The organism is Polaromonas sp. P3_B4, assembly GCF_056402835.1.
Window position 1 is genome coordinate 2898839 of record NZ_JBFUGQ010000001.1, and the last position, 17022, is coordinate 2915860.

The 17022-nt window shown below is 61.6% G+C and carries 15 protein-coding genes; 3 read left to right on the plus strand and 12 right to left on the minus strand.

The genetic code is table 11. From position 1 onward, the window contains the following. Window positions 1-6 precede the first annotated feature (6 nt). From AC1DVV_RS13805 to AC1DVV_RS13830, 6 genes are all read right to left on the minus strand, one after another. Complete coding sequence (locus tag AC1DVV_RS13805) at window positions 7-1116, minus strand: DUF3426 domain-containing protein (RefSeq protein ID WP_457281071.1); 1110 nt, start codon at window positions 1114-1116, stop codon at window positions 7-9. Between the two features lie 71 nt (window positions 1117-1187). Beyond that, a complete protein-coding gene (gene prmA, locus AC1DVV_RS13810) occupies window positions 1188-2078 on the minus strand; it encodes a 50S ribosomal protein L11 methyltransferase (protein WP_477666634.1) in 891 nt (296 codons plus the stop codon). Between the two features lie 152 nt (window positions 2079-2230). Further along, window positions 2231-3580 (minus strand): acetyl-CoA carboxylase biotin carboxylase subunit, encoded by a 1350-nt coding sequence (gene accC, locus AC1DVV_RS13815; protein WP_457281072.1) that lies wholly within the window; start codon window positions 3578-3580, stop codon window positions 2231-2233. Window positions 3581-3621: 41 nt separating this feature from the next. After that, a complete protein-coding gene (gene accB / locus AC1DVV_RS13820) occupies window positions 3622-4077 on the minus strand; it encodes an acetyl-CoA carboxylase biotin carboxyl carrier protein (RefSeq protein WP_457281073.1) in 456 nt (151 codons plus the stop codon). 345 nt (window positions 4078-4422) lie between these two features. Further along, window positions 4423-4980 (minus strand): TlpA disulfide reductase family protein, encoded by a 558-nt coding sequence (locus tag AC1DVV_RS13825; protein ID WP_477702012.1) that lies wholly within the window; start codon window positions 4978-4980, stop codon window positions 4423-4425. Next, window positions 4977-5588: a hypothetical protein gene (locus AC1DVV_RS13830; protein ID WP_457281075.1), complete on the minus strand. Its 612-nt coding sequence runs from the start codon at window positions 5586-5588 to the stop codon at window positions 4977-4979. The genes AC1DVV_RS13825 and AC1DVV_RS13830 overlap by 4 nt, the downstream gene beginning before the upstream one ends. A gap of 273 nt (window positions 5589-5861) precedes the next feature. On the opposite strand from AC1DVV_RS13830, the gene mpl reads away from it, so the two are divergent. Then, on the plus strand, window positions 5862-7289 hold the full coding sequence (gene mpl / locus AC1DVV_RS13835) for a UDP-N-acetylmuramate:L-alanyl-gamma-D-glutamyl-meso-diaminopimelate ligase (protein WP_457281076.1): 1428 nt from the start codon (window positions 5862-5864) through the stop codon (window positions 7287-7289). Window positions 7290-7402: 113 nt separating this feature from the next. On the opposite strand, the gene AC1DVV_RS13840 is transcribed toward mpl, so the two are convergent. From AC1DVV_RS13840 to rodA, 6 genes are all read right to left on the minus strand, one after another. Next, entirely contained in the window at window positions 7403-7714 is a 312-nt protein-coding gene (locus AC1DVV_RS13840) for a hypothetical protein (protein WP_477666633.1), read from the minus strand. An 88-nt stretch (window positions 7715-7802) separates the two neighbouring features. Continuing rightward, complete coding sequence (locus AC1DVV_RS13845) at window positions 7803-8927, minus strand: 3-deoxy-7-phosphoheptulonate synthase (RefSeq protein WP_457281078.1); 1125 nt, start codon at window positions 8925-8927, stop codon at window positions 7803-7805. Between the two features lie 247 nt (window positions 8928-9174). Continuing rightward, complete coding sequence (gene tldD, locus AC1DVV_RS13850; RefSeq protein ID WP_477666632.1) at window positions 9175-10698, minus strand: metalloprotease TldD; 1524 nt, start codon at window positions 10696-10698, stop codon at window positions 9175-9177. 139 nt (window positions 10699-10837) lie between these two features. After that, window positions 10838-12583, minus strand: coding sequence for a tetratricopeptide repeat protein (locus AC1DVV_RS13855; protein WP_477702014.1), 1746 nt, complete (start codon window positions 12581-12583; stop codon window positions 10838-10840). 33 nt (window positions 12584-12616) lie between these two features. Next, complete coding sequence (locus tag AC1DVV_RS13860) at window positions 12617-12916, minus strand: hypothetical protein (RefSeq protein WP_457281081.1); 300 nt, start codon at window positions 12914-12916, stop codon at window positions 12617-12619. A gap of 13 nt (window positions 12917-12929) precedes the next feature. Next, window positions 12930-14084, minus strand: coding sequence for a rod shape-determining protein RodA (rodA, locus tag AC1DVV_RS13865; RefSeq protein WP_457281082.1), 1155 nt, complete (start codon window positions 14082-14084; stop codon window positions 12930-12932). A 206-nt stretch (window positions 14085-14290) separates the two neighbouring features. Between rodA and AC1DVV_RS13870 the strand changes: the two genes are divergently transcribed. After that, complete coding sequence (locus tag AC1DVV_RS13870; RefSeq protein ID WP_477690279.1) at window positions 14291-14887, plus strand: YqiA/YcfP family alpha/beta fold hydrolase; 597 nt, start codon at window positions 14291-14293, stop codon at window positions 14885-14887. Window positions 14888-14953: 66 nt separating this feature from the next. Next, window positions 14954-17014 carry a ribonuclease catalytic domain-containing protein gene (locus tag AC1DVV_RS13875; protein WP_457281084.1) on the plus strand — a complete coding sequence of 687 codons (2061 nt, stop codon included), beginning with the start codon at window positions 14954-14956 and terminating at the stop codon, window positions 17012-17014. The last annotated feature ends 8 nt before the right edge of the window (window positions 17015-17022 follow it).

The window sequence follows — 17022 nt, forward strand, 5'->3', positions numbered from 1 at the left end:
TTTCAATCAGGGGTAAAAAACCAGGACACGATAGCCAGCCACTCGCAAGGGAGCCGCCGGCGCAGAAGACGGCGGCGACGCTGCAGCTGCAGTGTCCGGATCACCGGATATTTTCATGATGACCAGGCCGGGCATTTCGGAGCGGGGGGCCAGGGTCGGCGATTTGGCGCCAAACTGTGCCGGCGTCAGGATGCGGCGCACCACGGCCTGGTCCTGCGAATCGGTCAGGGTCACTTCCAGGGAAGGCATTTCCAGCAGCGTCACACCCGTGTTTTTGAGCGTAAAACTGAGGCGATAGGCATCAGGGCCGATGCGGTTGAAGGTGGAGCTGTCTATGACCAGCGACTCGATATGCCGCGGCGCACGAATGTCACAGTGCAACTGGCCGCAAATACCCTGAAGCGCCGGCACGAGCCGGGGCTCCAGGGCGGCCAGCGTGTCCCTTTGCTGGACAGCCCACTGCAAGACCAGCACGGCCAGCAGCAGCAGGGATAACAAGGCCATAGTCCACCGGGTCAGCGGCCGTTTCCAGAACGCCTTGCGCTTGGCCTCCCGCACAAAAGACACATCGTGCTCCACGCGCGAATCCGGCATGCCGGAGTCCACGTCCGAAAAGGCAAAACTGGAATCATCATCGACCGCCGGACGCACCATCACCGGCCGGCGGGCTGGCGGCTCATCCGGCAACACGCTATCGGGCAGTTCCATCGGATCCTGCTGACGTTCCTGTTGAGCCCGCTTCCAGCGTACAGGGTCAAAATCAGCCGCACTGTCCTGCGCATCGGCAGGGCCAGTGCCGGAAGGCCTTAGCGGCACCCGGTCGGCAAATGACCTGGCCGGCGCCCATTTCTGTGGGTCCGCAGCAGCGGCAACAGCCACGACTGGCGGCGCCGGCGCAGAAGGGACAAATTCCGGCAGCGGCATGGGTTCGGTGTCCGCGACCGCAAACGGTACGGCGGGCACGGGCGATGCCATGTCACGCGGCAGCAGATGCGCGGACGCATCAAAGACTTCAGCGCAATGCCCGCATCGCACCCAGCCCTGTGAGACTTTGAGTTGGTCGGTCACGACTTTGAACATCGTGCCACATGCGGGGCAGCGCGTAATCAGGCTCATTTAGCGCTGTATTGTAGGGGGCTCACCCCCGCTGACGGCCTGAAAACCGCCAGGCACCGGGTTGAGCCGGCTCAGAAGCCGGCGGTCATCAAGATCCAGCCTTCTTGCGCATCGTGCACGGTGAGCTGGCAATAGGGTGCGTAGGCCTCTTTCAGTTCTTCAGCCTGGCGCTCCAGAATGCCGGCCAACACGAGATGGCCGCCCTTTTCGACATGTGCGCACAGCAGCGGTGCCAGCACTTTCAGCGGTGTGGCCAGGATGTTGGCCAGCACGGTCCGGTATTGACCGGACGCCTTGTCGGGCAAGCCAGCGTTGAGCGCCACATGGTTGGCTTCGGCATTGGCGCGCGTCGACTCTACGGCAGCCGGGTCGATATCGACAGCGTCGATGTCCAGCCCGCCGAACTTGGCCGCACCAATGGCCAGGATGCCCGAGCCGCAGCCGTAGTCGAGGACACGACCTAGATCTTTTCCGTCTGAGCCCTGGCTTGCAATCCATCGCAGGCACATGCGCGTAGTGGGATGGGTTCCGGTGCCGAAGGCCAGCCCCGGGTCCAGGCGAATGACTTGTTTGGCCTCGGCAGGCGGCTCATGCCAGGTCGGCACGATCCAGAATTCGGGCGTGATGTCCACCGGGGTGAACTGCGACTGCGTCAGGCGCACCCAGTCTTGTTCCGGCACAGGCTGAACAGCCACCACGCTGCAGCCGGCAAAGAAATCTTGCGCCGCCAGCACACCGGCCGCGTCTCGTGCCAAGGCTTCGGTGGCAAACATTGAAACGATGCGCGAACGCTCCCAACCCGGCTTGGGCGGCGGCATGTCAGGCTCACCAAACAGCGCCTGCTCAGCCGGCGTCTGCGCGTCGGCGTCTTCCACCGACACGCTGAGCGCATCCAGCGCGTCAAGCGCCTCGCTGAGGGTTTCGACTTCATCGACAGGGGCCAGCAGGATCAGTTCAAACATGGTTTAGGCGCACTGGTTGGTTTCGACAATGGCGACCCTTGCAAGCAGGGGCCGCGGAACCGGCTTTGCCGGGCCGCAGGCGCAGCGGCCCCCTCGGGGGGCAGGAAGCTACACGAAGTGAGCGACCGTGGGGGCCACATCCACCGTGGGGGCTAACGCTCTCGCTTTGACAACCACTCTTCAAGGTAGTGAATGTTGGTGCCGCCGTCCATGAACTTGGCATCCACCATCAGCTCGCGGTGCAGCGGGATATTGGTGTTGATGCCTTCCACCACGGTTTCAGCCAGCGCCGTGCTCATGCGGGCCAGCGCCTGCTCGCGCGTATCGCCGTGCACGATGATCTTGCCGATCATCGAGTCATAGTTGGGCGGTACAAAATAGTTGGCGTAAATGTGCGAGTCCACCCGCACACCCGGCCCACCCGGTGTGTGCCAGGTCGTGATACGGCCCGGCGAAGGGACAAACTTGTAGGGATCTTCCGCGTTGATGCGGCATTCGATTGAATGGCCTTTGAGCTGGATATCGCGCTGGGCAAAAGGCAGCTTTTCACCGGCCGCCACCATGATCTGGGTGCGCACGATGTCCACGCCGGTGATCCATTCGGTGACCGGATGCTCGACCTGGACACGTGTGTTCATCTCGATGAAGTAGAACTCGCCGTTTTCGTAGAGGAACTCAAAGGTGCCCGCACCGCGGTAGCCGATTTTCTTGACGGCCGCGACGCAGCGCTCGCCGATGCGCTCAATCAGCTTGCGGGGGATGCCCGGTGCCGGCGCTTCTTCAATGACTTTCTGGTGGCGGCGCTGCATGGAGCAATCGCGCTCACCCAACCAGACCGCGTTTTTGTGCTGGTCGGCCAGGATCTGGATTTCGATGTGCCGCGGGTTCTGCAGGAATTTCTCCATGTAGACCTCGGGATTGCCGAAGGCCGCGCCGGCTTCGGCCTTGGTGGTCTGCACCGCGTGCAGCAAAGCCGCTTCGGTGTGCACCACGCGCATGCCGCGCCCGCCGCCGCCGCCGGCCGCCTTGATGATGACGGGGTAGCCGACCTGCTTGGCAGTGCGCTTGATGACGACCGGGTCATCGGGCAAGGCGCCTTCGGAGCCAGGTACACAGGGCACACCGGCCTTGATCATGGTCTGCTTGGCCGAGACCTTGTCGCCCATGATGCGGATCGACTCCGGCGTGGGGCCGATGAACTTGAAGCCGCTTTTTTCCACGCGCTCGGCGAAGTCGGCGTTTTCACTCAGGAAACCGTATCCGGGGTGGATGGCTTCAGCATCCGTCACCTCGGCGGCCGAGATGATGGCGGGCATGTTGAGGTAGCTGTCTTTGGAAGGCGCCGGGCCGATGCAGACCGACTCGTCGGCCAGCTTGATGTATTTGGCCTCGCGGTCAGCTTCGGAATAGACCATCACGGCCTTCACGCCGAGTTCGCGGCAGGCGCGCTGGATGCGCAGGGCAATCTCACCCCTGTTGGCGATCAGTATTTTCTTGAACATGCGTCGGTAAGCCTGGTTTGGAAAGGAGGCAAGGCGCCCGCTTACTCAATGATGAAGAGGGGTTGGCCGTATTCGACAGCCTGGCCGTTTTCCGAAAGGATCTTGGTGACGGTGCCCGATTTGTCGGCTTCGATCTCGTTGAGAATCTTCATGGCCTCGATGATGCAGATGGTTTCGCCTTCCTTGATGACGCTGCCGAGTTCGACAAAAGGCTTGGCGCCGGGGCTGGCAGAGCGATAAAAAGTGCCCACCATGGGCGACTTGACGGCATGGCCGGCGGGGGCAGCGGGCGCTGCTTCGGCAACCGGTGCGGCAGGCGCGCCGGCCGCGGGCGCCGCTGCGGGAGCTGCTACCATGGCAACCGGCTGCTGCATCACCAGGGGAGCGCCGCTGGATTTGACAATACGCACCTTGCCTTCGGCTTCAGTGATCTCCAGCTCGGAGACGTTGGACTCTGAGACGAGGTCAATCAGGGTCTTGAGTTTTCTTAAATCCATAGGTTCTCTCCAACGACGGTAGATGCTGGCGCGGGATCTCGGCGCAGCTTTTTTGACTGAAAGGCTGGAAACGGAAGGCACTTGACGCGGCCACCGATCTTCCTTCTTTTTTCACTTACTTTCTGCTTTTACGCTTTAAAGCGCTTATCAGTTAATTACTGCGGGGACGAGCCAGGCGGCTTACCCCGGGAAAGCGCAGAGTGTACATCAAGCCGGAGGCCATTCCCCACCGTCTGGCGGCTGGCCGCTCTGCCTCAAAAACCCCGCGGAAGATGCCGTTAGAAGCTGTTCCCGGCTGTTACCGAAGGTTTCGATGCAGCACGGCCCATCAGCAATGTTCTGCCGCTAATTGAGCTTGGCCCAGAGCGCCAGGTCTTCCGGCAGGACTTTGCCGATCTTGCGATGAAGCAGTTCGCCGGAAGCGCTGAACACCGCGGTAAAAGGCAGGCTGCCTGCGAGATTTCCCAGCGATTTGCTGAGATCGGTTCCGCCCAGACCGGCCATGCCGACCGGAAAATGCAGCGGCTTGGTTTGCAGCCAGGTTCGCACCGCGCTGGGCTGGTCGACAGCCAAACCCAGCACTTGCAGGTTTTTATCGCGATTTTCCTGGTAGAAGTAATCCAATAATGGCAACTCCTCCACACAGGGCGGGCACCAGGTGGCCCAGAAATTTACCAACAGCAGCTTGCCGCGAAAGCTGCTCATGGACAGGTTCTTGCCGTCGGGCGTGTCGAAGTTCAGGCTCCAGAATGCGTCGGTCGCGCTGCCAGATGTACTGCCGGGAGTGGGCGCCACCACTTTTTCATCCACCGCGTGAGGCTGGAATTTCCACCAGGCGACGCCTGCGCCGGCGAGGCCAGCCAAGGCGGCGACGCTGCCATAAAGCATGTTTCTGCGATTCACGTGTCTGAAGTTCCGGGTTGGGGGGAGAGCAATTTTTGCACGGCAGCCAAGTCGCCCCGCGGGGTCCGGCCTTTGGCGTCGGGCCGCAGGGCACCGCGCAGGTCGTCGTGGTCGTACACCATCAGGTGCACGCCCACGGTTTCGTTCAGAGGTTTGCACACACTTCGCAAGCTGAGCGCTTCCACGCTGTCACCGGTAAAACCGGTCACGGTACGCGGCTCGTAGTCCACATTGTGCTCAATCAGGGCAATTTCGGCTGATTTGGGGTCATCGCAAAACAGCTGGATATAGATGTCGGACAGCCGCGTGGCCGTACCGTGCCAGACGGCGCCGCCCAGGTAGGGCCGAAATTGCACTAGCCGTTCCATCCAGACCAGCGCCAGTTCACGCAGCGCTGCCAGCTCGGCGGGCTGGGTGTCGGCACAGAAAAGCGCGATGTATTCGCGGACAGCGTCTTCCAGCTCGTCATTGCCCGGCAGTTCGGTACGGGCGGGCAATGCCATCTGTTTGACGGCGCGGCGTTTGGCCGGACCATATTCCAGCCCTTCTTCCACCACCAGCGCGGCGGCCGTGGCGGCGATTTCGGATTTAAGGGTATGAGGTGTCAAGATCGGCTGGCTTCGACCAGGCAAGGCCAAATCGAAGGTCAATGGGTGATGCGGATAAATGATACGGGTGCGGGCGAAGCGATTGTGCCCCGGGTTGGGTTCCCGCCAGACGCTAAAGTTCACCCCGGCCCACGGCACACCCTGTTGCTATGAAATCAATAGCTGGTTGCGCCCGTCCACATTGACCAGGAGGCGCTTTTTCCTTGAATTTCCGCGCAGCCACCGGATCCAGGTCTGTGGGGCCCGCGGATAGCCCTGCCTAGAATACAGGCCATGCACATACATATTCTGGGAATCTGCGGCACCTTCATGGGGGGCCTGGCCGCCCTGGCGCGGGAAGCCGGGCACAAAGTGACAGGCTGCGACACCGGCGTCTATCCGCCCATGAGCGACCAGCTGCGCGGTTTGGGGATTGAGCTGATCGAGGGCTACGGCGCCGACCAGATGGCCTTCGAGCCCGACGTGTTCGTGGTCGGCAACGTGGTGTCCCGTGCCCGGCTTGCCGATGGCAGCGCGAAATATCCGCTCATGGAAGCCATTCTGAACAGCGGCAAACCCTACACCAGCGGCCCGCAATGGCTCTCGGGCCACGTGCTGCACCACCCGACCCACCACCCGACCGGGCCACGCCATGTGCTGGCAGTGGCCGGCACGCACGGGAAGACCACCACCACGGCCATGCTGGCCTGGATTCTCGAAGCTGCCGGGCTGAAACCGGGTTTCCTGGTCGGCGGCGTGCCGCTGAACTTCGGTGTATCCGCCCGGCTGGGCGAAGGCAATACCTTTGTCATTGAAGCCGACGAATACGACACGGCCTTTTTCGACAAACGCAGCAAGTTCGTGCATTACCGCCCACGCACGGCCATCCTGAACAACCTTGAGTTCGACCACGCCGACATTTTTGACGACCTGGCGGCCATCGAACGGCAGTTCCACCATCTGGTGCGTACCGTGCCTTCGCAAGGCCGCGTGGTCGTCAATGCCGCCGAAGCCAGCCTGCAGCGCGTGCTGGCCCAAGGCTGCTGGAGTGAGCAACTGCTCTTCGGCAACGGCCTGCTGAACAAGAGCGGCTTCATGGCCCACGGCGAGCCGCACGATTTTCACGTGCTCAAGGCTGGCGAGGCCGTGGCCCATGTGAAATGGGGCATCAGCGGCGTGCACAACCAGCTCAATGCGCTGGCCGCCATCGCGGCGGCCGAGCATGTGGGCGTGGCGCCCGAGGCCGCGGCCCAGGCACTGGCGGAGTTCCAGAACGTCAAACGCCGCATGGAAGTGCGCGGCGTGATCCCGCGCAAAGGTGGCGACATCACCGTGTACGACGACTTCGCCCACCACCCCACCGCCATCCACACCACGGTAGACGGCCTGCGCCGCCAGCTGCAAAGCGCCGGCCGGGGCAGCGAACGCATCCTCGCCATCTTCGAGCCGCGCAGCAACACCATGAAACTGGGCGCCATGACGGCCCAGCTGCCCTGGAGCCTCGAGCAAGCCGACCTGGCTTTCTGCCACGCCGGCGGACTGGACTGGGATGCGCGCGCCGCGCTGGCCCCCATGGGCGAACGCGCCCAAGTGGCCGGCACCATTGACCAACTGCTCGAGCAGGTGCTGGCCGCAGCGCGGCCGGGCGACCATTTGCTGTGCATGAGCAACGGCGGGTTTGGCGGGATTCACGTAAAACTGCTGCAGGCGCTGAAAGCGTGACGGCGAGAATGCCGTGAACTGAAACTTATCTTGCTATTAATTTAGTAGCAATCAGCGCATGATTGGCACTGGCTAGAGGCCTAAATTGCTTAAGAAAAGCGAGGCGTGGGGACCTAGAAGCTGATGCTTAATGTTGTGACATCTACATGCACAACCGGCTTGCCCAGCGCCGCGCTCGACGCCCGGGCAAATTCCTGAGCCCACTTGGCTTCGGCAAACTTCGCCGGCCCAGCCGCCTGGGCCACCACCACCACCTTGTCGGCGGTCAGCAGCTTGCCCGTGGGCCGAAGCGGCTCACAACCCATTTGCGTGAACTGGTCGTCCAGCCACCCCCTTGCCACATCGTGCGGCATGGGCTGCACTTCGTTGAGGTCCAGGCGGATGGGCGCCACGTCCTTGAAGGTCACACTGACTTCGCTGCGCATGATGGGCTCCTGATCAGGGGTTCATGGTCGGCGACTTGCGGGCCTGGCGGCTATTCGCACAAACCCGCACGGTGGCTTACTTGCCGGGTTACTTGCCGGCGCGGCGCTTGAGGACGGCGGCCGACAGCACTTCCAACACGTCCAGCGAGTCGCTCCAGCCCAGGCAGGCGTCGGTGATGCTTTTACCGTATTCCAGCGCTTTCGAGTCGTCCTTGCCCGGCGTGAACTTTTGCGCGCCGGGGTTGAGGTGGCTTTCCACCATCAGGCCGAACACATGGCGCGAGCCGCCGGCCACCTGGCCTGCGATGTCGCGTGCCACTTCGACCTGCTTTTCATGCTGCTTGGAGCTGTTGGCGTGGCTGCAATCCACCATCAGCGTGGCCGGCAGCTTGGAGGCTTCGAGCTCCTTGCAAGCCGCCGCGACGCTAGCCGCGTCGTAGTTGGGCGCCTTGCCGCCGCGCAAAATCACGTGGCAGTCCTTGTTGCCGTTGGTCTGCACGATGGCGACCTGGCCGTTTTTATGCACCGACAAAAAGTGGTGGCCGCGCGCCGCCGCCTGGATGGCATCGGTGGCGATGCGGATGTTTCCGTCGGTGCCGTTCTTGAAGCCGATGGGCGCCGACAGGCCCGAAGCCAGCTCACGGTGCACCTGGCTTTCGGTGGTGCGCGCACCGATGGCGCCCCAGGAAATCAGGTCACCGATGTATTGCGGCGAGATTACGTCGAGGAATTCGCTGCCGGCAGGCAGGCCGATACGGTTGATGTCGATCAGCAGCTGGCGCGCGATGCGCAGGCCTTCGTCGATGCGGAAGGTTTCGTCGAGGTAGGGGTCGTTGATCAACCCCTTCCAGCCGACGGTGGTGCGCGGCTTTTCGAAGTAGACGCGCATCACGATTTCCAGCGTGCCTTCGTACTTCTTGCGCTGCTCGACGAGTTTGCGGGCATAGTCCAGCGCAGCCATCGGGTCGTGGATGGAGCACGGCCCGACGACGACAAGCAGGCGGTCATCCTTGCCCTGGATGATGTTGTGGATGCTTTTGCGGGTTTTGCTGATCAGCGTCTCGACGGCGGTGCCGCGGATCGGGAAAAAGCGGATGAGATGCTCGGGAGGGGGTAACACGGTGATGTCCTTGATGCGTTCGTCGTCGGTCTGGCTGGTTTTTTCGACGTTCGCATACCAGTTGTCGCTGGTGGAGATGGGCTTGGCATTCATCGCTGTTTTCCTTTTCTTTCGGGATATCAATCAGGTCGTCACAAGTCAGGGCATTTAAAAATTGAACGGGCAAAAAAAAACCGCCGGAGGCCGGCGGTTTTTGGAGAATCGGTGCGTTTTATCGGGTCACGCGTTGATCTCTCTACCGCCGGAAGCGCTTGAGAACCAAAAGTAACCGAAGTAAAACTTGGCCGAATTCATAAGCTGAAATGTAGCACAGGTCAAAAAAGAGGCAATCCGGGCTGGATCAGGCCGTCCCGCCCACTGTCAGGCCGTCGATGCGCAGCGTCGGCTGACCCACGCCCACCGGAACGCTCTGGCCTTCCTTGCCGCAGGTGCCGACGCCGCTGTCCAGCGCCATGTCATTGCCCATCATGGTGACGCGGGTCAACGCGTCCGGGCCGTTGCCGACAATCGTCGCGCCCTTGACGGGATACAGGATCTTGCCGTTTTCGACCCAGAAGGCTTCGCTGGCCGAAAACACGAACTTGCCGGAGGTGATGTCGACCTGGCCGCCGCCGAAGTTGGTGGCGTAGAGGCCTTTTTTGATGCTGGCCACGATTTCTTCGGGCTGCTTGTCGCCGCCCAGCATGTAGGTGTTGGTCATGCGGGGCATGGGCACATGGGCGTAGCTTTCGCGGCGGCCGTTGCCCGTGGGCTTGACCTTCATCAGGCGCGCATTGAGCGAATCCTGGATGTAGCCCTTCAGGATGCCGTCTTCAATCAGCACGTTGCGCTGGCTGGCGTTGCCTTCGTCGTCCACGTTCAGCGAGCCGCGGCGATCCGCAATTGTGCCGTCATCCAGCACCGTCACGCCCTTGGCTGCCACGCGCTGGCCGATCTTGCCAGAAAACGCGCTGGAGCCCTTGCGGTTGAAATCACCTTCCAGACCGTGGCCGATGGCTTCGTGCAGCAGGATGCCGGGCCAGCCGGAACCCAGCACCACCGTCATTTCGCCGGCTGGCGCGGGGCGAGCATCCAGGTTGGTCAGTGCCGCTTTCACAGCGTCGTTCACATATTCGGTAATCTGGGCGTCGTCAAAGTAGGCCAGGCCAAAACGCCCGCCGCCGCCACCCGAGCCGACTTCGCGCCGGCCTTTTTGCTCGGCGATCACCGTCACACTCAGACGCACCAGCGGGCGCACATCGGCGGCCAGCGTGCCGTCGGCGCGCGCCACCATCACCACGTCGTATTCGCTGGCCAGCCCGGCCATCACCTGCACGATGCGCGGATCCTTGGCTTTGGCGAGCTTTTCGACTTTCTCCAGCAACTGAACCTTGGCAGTGCTGTCCAGCGTGGCGATCGGGTCCAGGCCCTGGTAGAGCGAGCGGCTGCCGGCCACCTTGCGGACGGCCGTCTTGACGCGGGCAGCCTTGCCGCCGGCAGAAATGCTGCGCACCGTGCGTGCCGCATCCAGCAGCGACGCCTCGGAAATGTCATCGGAGTAGGCAAAAGCGGTCTTTTCGCCACTGACAGCGCGCACGCCCACGCCCTGGTCAATGCTGAAGGAACCGGTTTTCACGATGCCTTCTTCCAGGCTCCAGCCTTCGCTGCGGGTGTACTGAAAGTAGAGATCGGCATCATCGGCACCGTGGGAGGTGATCTCGCCCAGCGCGCGGCTCAGATGCGCCTGCGTGAGGCCGAAAGGCGCCAGCAGCAGCTTTTCGGCAATCTCCAGCCGTCCGGATGTGGACTCCGTGGTCGGCCGCGCAGCGGACGAGACAGTGGATTTGTTGGCGGTGGAAGCGGGCGTGGAGCGAAGGAAGGTCATGCGGCCATTGTAGGCAGTCTGCCCTGCCCCGTCAGGGCCCGTGCACAGGCCGGTACGAGGCCCAGGGCTTTGCCCGCCGAGTTCCGGCCGTCGCAAGGCAAGTCGCGGTCATGATGCCTTGCGCGGGCCCTCAGTGAGCTCAGGCAATTAGCGGCTGGTAACGCATTGACAGCGCTTCGCGCACCTGCTCCAGGGGTTGACGCCAGTCCCCAGCCGTGGCCTGGCGAAATAACCTTGCACTCGGATACCAGGGGCTATCGCTTCTCTCCAGCAGCCAACGCCAGTCGGGGATGTAGGGAACCAGAATCCATACCGGTTTACCCATAGCACCCGCAAGGTGTGCCACGCTGGTATCCGACGTGACGACCAGATCAAGTGAGTCGATCACCGCCGCCGTATCGGCGAAAGTCTTCAGCGCCTCGCCCGGACGGAGGATGTGAGGTTGCGTCTTCATGACAGGAATGTCCACTTCACGAAGCACGGGTTGAAGGCATATCGCCGGCATTCCGTCGGGCAGGGCTTGCAGAAATTCCGCAAGTCGCAGAGAGCGTAGCCGGTCGCGCTTCTGTTTGGCGTTGCCGGACCAGACAATGCCCACCCGAGGGGTAGCCGATCCAGCCATGGCAGCAAGCCGCTGTTGCCAGGCCGCCTTTTTATCGGGATCGGCTTTCAAATAAGACAAGCTCGCCGGCACAAACCCGGTCCGATGATGCCCCAGGGCCAATGGAAGGCTCATCAAGGGGCAATAGCAATCAAACGGCGGCAAGGGCTCATGCTCCTCCAGAACGCGGGTCACCCCTGGAAGAGTACCCATCAGCTCTTTAAGTCCCGCCTGCACCTGAAGCACCACGTGCGCGCCCAGCGCGGCCACTTCCGTGGCGTATCTGCAAAACTGGATGGTGTCCCCAAACCCCTGTTCACACGAGAGCAGGATCGTTTGACCGGCGATGACCTCTCCACCGAGCCAAAGAGGCTTGGCAAAGACCTTGCGCTCTTTCACATCTTTTTCTTTCGCGCTCCTGAGCCGCCACTCGTATTCCGTCCAGCCCGTTGCATAGTCGCCATGCAGCAGGGCGCCAAAACCGAGATTGAAATGGGCAGCAAAATGCCCGGAGTCCAGCTCAAGGGCTGTCCGGTAGCATTTGATGGAGTCATCATGGAAGCCCTGTTCACCCAAAGAAATACCGAGGTGAACCAGCGTATTTGCGTCCCCTGGATTGAGATCCAGTGCCCGCCGCATCAACGGAATCGCCCGTGCGAAATCTCCCGCGGCCTCGTACGCGGCCCCCAGGTTGCTCATGAATTGGGCGTTCTCCGGCTCCAGCGCAAGGGCTTTTTCGTAGGGCGCTATCGCCTTGAGCGGCAAATTCTGGGCGCTGTACAGGTTTCCCAGATTGCAGAGAAGCCCGACTGATTCGGGAAATCGGCGAATGCCTTCCTGCATGATCTCTTCCGCCTCTGTCATCTGCTCATGTTGAAAGAGTTCATAGCCCAATTCACGATAGGCCGGTTCAAACTCTGGCGCAAGCAGCACAACCTTCTTGAATCGGTGAATGGCCTGAGATACGTTTGCCTCCCGCTGTGCGAGCGTTCCCAACATGAAATGCGCGTCATGCTGTGTGGGATCCAGACTTACGGCCTGTTCAAGTGCCGCCTTGGCTTCCAGAAGGTGACCCTGCTCACTTAATACATATCCGAGATTGATCAATGCGAAGACATCTTCCGGATCGGCCTTCGTTGCCTCGCCGTAGCACAAAGCCGCCTCATAAAGCTTGCCTTCTGCCAACAAGGCATTGCCATTCTTTTTGAGTTCAGCGCAACGATCCTTGTCAGGCGCACCAACGCTGGCTACCGCGCTCGACGAGGTCGGCAGGATTTTTTTCAAAAGTCCGAACATACTGCCCCAAAAACCGAAAAACTACAGCTGCAAGGAAAGCCACCGCGTCAAATCGTCGGCATAGGCATCATTAACGCCGCGGTCTTTCAATGTCCACAAAAAGGCATTACCCAGCTTGGCTTTTTGGTAGGTATTGAGTTTGTTGGCCCGTTTAAAGGCAGCGAGTTCATGCGACATCTTTATCAGCGTTTTTTCTGCTTTTTCCGCAAATTTCTTTTCTTTCACCGACTCTTTGGCCGGCAGCTCGCGGATCACGAGTTCCGCCAGCGAAATGCCGCACTGACTTGCGGCCCGTGTATCAAACCAGTCAAAAAACCCCATATGAACCTCCTTGTTAGCTCTGCACCAAGCGCTTGGCCTTGGCGATCGACATCAGCATGCCGATGGCCAGTCCCAGCGTCACCATGGCCGTGCCGCCATAGCTGATGAAAGGCAGCGGCACGCCCACCACGGGCAGGATGCCGCTGACCATGCCCATATTGACGAAAGCATAGGTGAAAAAGATCATGGTCAGCGCACCGGCCAGCAGGCGCGAAAACAGGGTCGATGCCTCCAGCGCAATGGCCAGTCCGCGCAAAATCAGGAAGATGAATGCAGCAATCAACAACAGATTGCCCAACAGACCGAACTCTTCGGAGTACGCCGCGAAGATGAAGTCGGTGGTGCGCTCGGGAATGAACTCCAGGTGTGTCTGCGTTCCGGCCATAAAGCCCTTGCCGGTGATGCCGCCCGAGCCGATGGCGATCATGCCCTGGATGATGTGAAAGCCCTTGCCCAGCGGATCGCGCGACGGGTCGAGCAGCGTGCAGATGCGCTGCTGCTGGTAGTCGTGCAGGATGGGCCAGCGCACGCCGTCGGCGCAGATTTGCGGCTCGAACCACACCACGAGGAACACGCCAATGAGGCCCAGCAGCACCGGCGGCAGGATCAGCTTCCAGCTCAGCCCGGCAAAAAAGATCACCGCGAGCCCCGCGGCCAGCACCAGCAGGGAGGTTCCCAGATCAGGCTGCTTCATGATGAGCCCGACCGGAACGACCAGCAACAGCCCGGCGGCCAGGAAGTCCAGCGGGCGCAACTGGCCTTCGCGCTTCTGGAACCACCAGGCCAGCATCAGCGGCATGGCAATTTTCAGGATTTCGCTGGGCTGGATCACCACGCCCACATTGAGCCAGCGCCGCGCGCCCTTTTTGGTGACGCCGAAAATCGCCACCGCCACCAGCAAGGCCACGCCGGCGATGTACAGCGGCACGGCAAACGCCATCAGGCGCTGGGGTGGAACCTGGGCCACCACAAACATGATGGCGCCGGCAATCAGCATGTTGCGGCCATGGTCAACAAACCGGGTGCCGTGGTCATACCCTGACGAATACATGATCAGGAGGCCTGCACAGGCCAGCAAAAACACCGCAAACGCCAGCAGGCCGTCAAAGCCCTGGAGCAAAGGCAAGGTTCGCTGATAAAGGGAGGGTTTGTCGAAAACGGCGGCCATGCGCGGATTATCCGTCAGCCTTGAAGCCGAAAACGCGTGGCCGGGCATCCCGCGAAAGCGGGCATTGCTATCAATTACATAGCTGCTTGCGCCCGGCCTGATTGACCAAAAACCCTGTTTCACTTAAAACCGGCATCAAACACCGCGAAACCCGGGAAATCGGCTCCGGCAAAACCTGGGGGTGGCCGGCCCGTCTAACATGCGGCATGCGCACCACCCACCTGCTCTATCTCCACGGATTTCGCTCGTCCCCGCAATCCGTGAAGGCCCGGAAAATGGCCGCTGCTGTGCAGCAGCGCCATCCCGCCGTTCACTGGTGGTGCCCGCAGCTGCCGCCTTCACCGCACGCCGCGCTGCAGATGGTGAAGGACGAAATTGCCGGTTGGCCCGGCAAGTCGGGCTACCAAAGCATGGGCGTGATCGGCTCTTCGCTGGGCGGCTTTTACGCCACTGCGGTGGCCGAACAGGCTGGGTGCAAGGCCGTGCTGCTCAACCCGGCCGTGGAGCCGGCGCGCGACCTCGCCCGCTACATCGGCGAGCAAACGGCCTGGCACAACCCGCAAGAGCACTTTTTCTTCGAGCCCCGCTTTGTGGATGAGCTGAAAGCGCAGCAGGCCGGGCCGCTGAAAGCGCCGCAAAACTACCTCGCCATCATTGCCAAGGGGGATGAAGTGCTGGACTGGCGTGAAATGACGGCCCGTTATGCGGGCGCTCACATCCGGCTGCTGGAAGGCGGTGACCATGCACTGAGCGACTTTGACCGGCATCTGCCGACCATCCTCGACTTCCTGGCATTGGCCTGAAATCTCTCTGAAGCAGCCCTGATTACACTAGTCTCAAGTCATCAAAGACACCAAAGGGATCCCGTTTTGTTTGTATTGTTTGAAGAAGCCGGCAAGTTCCTGGCCGGCCGCATTTTGTCCGAGAGCGATGCGTCGCTGCAGGTTGAGCTCGACTCGGGCAAGCGTGTGAAGGTCAAGGGCGTTAATGCCCTGCTGAAGTTTGAAAAGCCATCCCCTGCCGAGATGGTGGCCGCCGGCCAAAAGCTGAGCCACGATATTGAGCTGGATCTGGCCTGGGAATTCGCCAGCGAAGACGAATTCGGCTTTGCCGACCTGGCGCGCGATTACTTCAGCGCCGACGGCAAAGCCGCCTCGCTGGAGCAACAGGCCGCCGCGCTCTTTCGCCTGTATGACGCGCCGCACTACTTTCGCCGTGCCGGCAAGGGCCGCTTCAAGAAGGCACCGGCGGAAATCCTGCAGCAGGCGTTGGCCGCCATCGAAAAGAAAAAGCAGGTCGCAGCGCAAATCACCGCCTGGGCCGAAGAACTGGGCCGCGGCGAATGCCCGGCGCCGGTGCGCGATCAGCTTTACAAAATCCTCTTCAAGCCCGACAAGAACAGTGCCGAATACAAGGCAGTCGTCGAAGCCTCGCGCGCCACGCACACCGCGCCGCTCGATTTGCTGCAAAAGGCCGGCGCCATCGCTTCGCCTTACCAGTTTCACTGGAAGCGCTTTTTGTTTGAGAACTTCCCCAAGGGCACGGGCTTTCCGGCGCTGCAAGCGCCTGAAGTCAAGGACGAGCTGCCGCTGGCCGATGTGAAGGCTTTCTCCATCGACGACTCAGCCACCACCGAGATCGACGATGCGCTGTCCGTGCAGGGCCTGGGCAGCGGCACTGTCACGCTTGGCATCCACATCGCCGCGCCAGGCCTGGCCGTATTGCCCGGCAGCCCGATCGACACCGTGGGCCGCGCGCGGCTTTCCACCGTGTACATGCCCGGCTACAAGCTGACCATGCTGCCGGATGAAATCGTCAAAAGCTACACGCTGCAGGAAGGCCGCAACTGCCCTGCGCTGTCGCTGTACCTCACGCTGGATGAGGCCACACTCGAAATCAAGGAAAGCGCCACCCGACTGGAGCTGGTGCCCATCGTCAGCAACCTGCGCCACGACGTGCTGGACAGCACCTTCACCGAGGCTTTTTTTGAAACCGCGCAAAGCAATCCGCCTACCGGCGTGCAATGGGGTGTGGAGCTGACCTTTCTGCACCGGTTGGCCAAACATCTGAAGGCGCAGCGCGAAATCGTGCGCGGCAAGCCAGAAAACTTCAACCGGCCAGACTACAACTTCAGGCTGGACAACCCCACAGGCGCCGAGCCCCAGGGCAACGAGACGGTCAGCATCAGTACGCGCCAGCGCGGCGCACCGCTGGATTTGATCGTGGCCGAGGCCATGATCCTGGCGAACAGCACCTGGGGCGAGTGGCTGGCCGCGCACGGCGTGCCTGGCATTTACCGCAGCCAGGCCAGCCTCTTGCCCGGCGTGAAAGTGCGCATGGGCACCAAGGCCCTGCCGCATGCGGGCATCGGCGTCAAAAGCTATGCCTGGAGCACTTCGCCACTGCGCCGCTACACCGACCTGGTCAACCAGTGGCAAATCATTGCCTGCGCACGCCATGGCCGCACGGCGGCACTGGCTGCGCCGTTCAAGCCCAAGGACGCCGAGCTGTTTTCCATCATCTCGGGCTTTGATGCCGCCTACAGCGCCTACAACGGTTTCCAGGCCGGCATCGAGCGCTACTGGACACTCAAATACCTGCAGCAGAACAGCCTCACCGAGCTGACCGCCACCGCCTTCAAGGACAACCTGGTGCGCGCCGACGAGTTGCCGCTGGTGCTGCCGGCCGCCGGTGCGCAGGGCCTGCCGCGTGGCGCGAAAGTGCGTATAAAGCTGGGCGAGATCGACGAGATCACACTGGATATTTCCGGCACAGTGGTCGAGCGGCTGGACGTGGAGATGGATGAGTCTCCTGATCCGCTGGGCGAGGAGGATGGTGAGTCCGAGATGGCCGCCGGCCCGATCTCGATTGCAGTCGATGTCAATGAGCCACAAACCGATGCCGCTGTGGCGGCTCCGGTCGCCGGTTAACACCGCAA